Raw genomic sequence first — 3,502 nt, 5'->3', positions numbered from 1 at the left:
CGCCCGGCACCTCCCACGGCACCCGGTCGAACGGGCGGAGCGCCACGGTCACGCCGAGCACGAACAGCGCGGTCGGGGCGGCGGCGTTCTGGAGGAAGGTGATGGTGCGGTCGAGCGCGACCGGCAGCTCGATATGCAGCGCTGCCACCGCCGCGCCAAAACAGGCCGACATGATCAGCGGGTTGAGCACGATCTGCTTCAGCACCACGCCGAAGGCGTGCACGATCGAGGGATGATCGCGGTCGGAGAGTTCGATCAGGAGCGGCACGATCGTGAACAGGAAGATGCTGTCGCAGCAGAAGATCAGCGCGGTCGGCGCCGACGCCTTCGTCCCGAGCACGGCGAGCGCCAGCCCCGGCCCCATATAGCCGATATTGCCGTAACCGCCAGAGAGCCCTGCCAGCGTCGCCTCGCGCAGCGTCAGGCGGCCGAGAACCTTGCCGACGACCAGCGCCAGCGCGAACGCCGTAACCGTCGACAGCGTGGTCGCCACCAGGAACGGCGGGTTGTTCAGCTCCGCAAACGGGGTCTTCGACATGATCGCGAACAGCAGCGCCGGCAGCGACACGTAGAGCAGGAAAAAGTTCATCCAGGCCAGGCCCGTTTCCGGCAGCGCCTTGACCTTGCCGCAGGCAAATCCGACGAAGATTAAGCCGAAATAAGGTAATGCCAGATTGAGGATATCGGCCATTTCTAAGGTTTTTTCTGAAGACTTGAGGGCTATCCGCCCCCTAGGCGAGCATTAATTCCAGGTGAGGCCACTAGCATCGGCCACAATCCTGGTCTATCGACGGTGAATGATTAAAGCGCGGACCGCGAAATTCCAGATCGGACAGGTCGTTCGCCACCGGATCTTCTCGTTCCGGGGCGTGATTTTCGACATCGATCCGGAATTCAACAACACCGAGGAGTGGTGGCTGTCGATCCCCGAGGAGGTGCGGCCCCACAAGGATCAGCCGTTCTACCATCTGCTCGCGGAGAACGCGGAATCGGAATACGTCGCCTATGTGTCCGAGCAGAATCTGTTGCCCGACGAGTCGGGCGAGCCGATCCGGCACTCGCAGGTCGCCGAGATCTTCATCAAGGACAAGGGCGGCGGCTACCGTCCGCGCAATCCGTCGCTGAACTGAGTCGAGCCGCCGGCAACGCGGCCAATAAAAAAGGCGCTCGACGTGAGCGCCTTTTTCATGTCCGGKATCTGGTCCCGATTATTTCTGGCCGGCCGGAGCCGCACCGGGCGCAGCGCCGCTTTGCTCGAGCTTCTTGCGCTGCTCGTCGGCCTTCTTCTGAAGCTCTTCCTGGAGCTTCTTCTGGGTTTCCTCGAACACCTTCGGATCGGTCGGCGGACYGTCATAGGCCTTCTGGAATTCGCCAGCGAGCGGCAGCGGCAGGGTCAGCGGCGCGCCGTTGGCGTTGATCGCCTGGACGACGAGATTCTGGCCCTTCTTCATGTTGGCGATGAGCTCGGGCGTCGCTTCGTAGTCCGACATGCAGCCGTTCTGGAAGCAGATCACGTACGGGCTCTGCAGCGGCGCATTGCTGTCCACGATGATGCGGGTGCCGTGCACGAGCTGCATGCCGAGCGGCAGCGTCACGCGCAGGATCTTCTTCGGTTCGCCTTCCGGCTCGATGATCACGGCGGCGATGACCGGCTGGCCCGACTCGATGCGGCCGTCCTTGCCGGTGAAGCAGACCTGCTTGGCGTTGGCGTCCTGGCCCTTGAGGCAGAACTTGGTCCAGGGGGCGTAGATCAGCTGGATCTGCTGATCGGCCGGCTGGGCTGCGCCCTGCTGCGGGGCGCCCGGCGCCGGGGCCTGCTGGGCCTGCGGCGAGGCCGCCGGCGCGGGAGCCTTGGGGGCAGCCTTCGGCGGAGCGGCCTTCGGGGCCGGAGCTGCCGCCTTGGGCGCGCCGGGGGCCGGCGTCGGGGTCTGGGCCTCGGCGGCAAACGGGACGGCCAACACCGTCGCCGTCAACAAGGCGAGAAGTCGCCCGCGCGGCCGGACGGACGCGGCCAAGTAACGTAAATTCATTGCGGAAAACCCTTTCTGAACGGGAAGTGCCCGAACCGCTCCGAAGCGCCGAACCTGGCCGCCTTGGGCGCGGCTCTCTCCCCGTCAATTGAGGCGGATAAGTGACGGGCTCGACGCTCTTGCGCGATTGCCCGCCTTCTTAACGTGGCCGACGAAAAGATCAATGCCGACAACCGTCTTTGGCCGCCCTGGCGCCAGCGYCCCACCAAATTCCCTGTGATAGGATTCAGGTCCGCCGGTCCTCGAATCAACGTGTGCCGATGTTCATGTTCCAGCGCCTGCTCGAGGGCCCCGGCATCCGCCATTGCATCATCCTCGCCTCGGTCCTCGTTATGGCCCTCGCCGCCGGGCTGCCGGCAAGCGCGCGGGCCGAGGAGGCCCATGCCATCGCCATGCATGGCAAGCCGGCGATGCCCGCCGGTTTCACCCACATGCCCTACGCCAATCCCGATGCCCCCAAAGGCGGCCGACTGACCTGGGGCATGCTCGGCACCTTCGACAGCCTCAATCCCTTCATCGTGAAGGGACTGGCCGTGCAGCAGATGCGCAGCTACGTGGTCGAGAGCCTGCTTGCGCGCGGCCAGGATGAACCGTTCACGCTCTATGGCCTGCTCGCCAAATCGGTCGAGACCGACGATGCGCGGAGCTATGTCACGTTCCGCCTCGATCCCCGCGCCCGCTTCTCCGACGGCAAGCCGGTACTCGCCGAGGACGTGCTGTTCTCCTGGCAGCTTTTGCGCGACCACGGCCGCCCGAACCTTCGGCAGTACTATGCCAAGGTTGCCAGGGCCGAGGCGCCCGATCCCCTCACCGTCCGCTTCGACCTCGCCGGCGCCAATGACCGGGAACTGCCGCTGATCCTCGGCCTGATGCCGATCCTGCCGAAGCACGCGGTCGATGTCGCGACCTTCGAGGAGACGACGCTGACGGGGCCGGTCGGCTCGGGCCCGTATCGGGTCGCCGCGGTGAAGCCCGGCGCCAGCGTGACACTCATGCGCAATCCCGACTATTGGGGCCGCGACCTCGCCGTCAATCGCGGCCTCTACAATTTCGACGAGATCAGGCTCGACTATTTCCGTGAGGCCAACGGCCAGTTCGAGGCCTTCAAGCGTGGCCTCTACGATTTCCGCGTCGAGAACGAGCCGCTGCGCTGGCACGACGGCTACGATTTTCCGGCCGTCAGAAGCGGCGAGGTGATCCGCGACACGGTCAAGCCCGGCGTGCCGCAGCCCTCGGAATTCCTGGTCTTCAACACCCGCCGTGCGATGTTCGCCGACATCCGCGTGCGCCAGGCACTGACGCTGCTGTTCGATTTCGAGCTGGTCAACCGCAACTACTTCTTCTCGCTCTAGTCCCGCGTCGCCGGCTATTTCGCCGGCTCGGAGCTGTCGGCCTATGGCAAGCCGGCCGACGCGCGCGAGCGTGAGCTGCTCAAGCCGTTCGCCGCACAAATTCCACCCGATGTCATGGAC

General features: G+C 65.1%; 3 protein-coding genes and 1 pseudogene. 2 read left to right on the top strand and 2 right to left on the bottom strand.

Annotated features, from left to right (window positions below; genetic code table 11):
* The coding region (locus AC1D00_RS32215; RefSeq protein ID WP_477013440.1) for an AEC family transporter at positions 1-691 on the bottom strand (691 nt) is incomplete at its 3' end.
* Between the two features lie 106 nt (positions 692-797).
* On the opposite strand from AC1D00_RS32215, the gene hspQ reads away from it, so the two are divergent.
* Positions 798-1,130, top strand: coding sequence for a heat shock protein HspQ (gene hspQ, locus AC1D00_RS32210; RefSeq protein WP_011087359.1), 333 nt, complete (start codon positions 798-800; stop codon positions 1,128-1,130).
* A 78-nt stretch (positions 1,131-1,208) separates the two neighbouring features.
* Here hspQ and AC1D00_RS32205 read toward each other — a convergent pair whose 3' ends face one another.
* Positions 1,209-2,030, bottom strand: a complete 822-nt coding sequence (locus AC1D00_RS32205; RefSeq protein WP_477013439.1) for an invasion associated locus B family protein — start codon at positions 2,028-2,030, stop codon at positions 1,209-1,211.
* Positions 2,031-2,290: 260 nt separating this feature from the next.
* On the opposite strand from AC1D00_RS32205, the pseudogene AC1D00_RS32200 reads away from it, so the two are divergent.
* A pseudogene (locus AC1D00_RS32200) lies at positions 2,291-3,502 on the top strand (extracellular solute-binding protein); the annotation flags it as partial.

The sequence above is a fragment of the Bradyrhizobium sp. P2_E8 genome (assembly GCF_056403875.1).
This window is presented reverse-complemented; position numbering and strand designations above follow the sequence as displayed.

Coding starts and splice junctions, on each gene's coding strand:
- hspQ (WP_011087359.1), top strand. CDS start 798: ATGATTAAAGCGCGGACCGCGAAATTCCAGATCGGACAGGTCGTTCGC.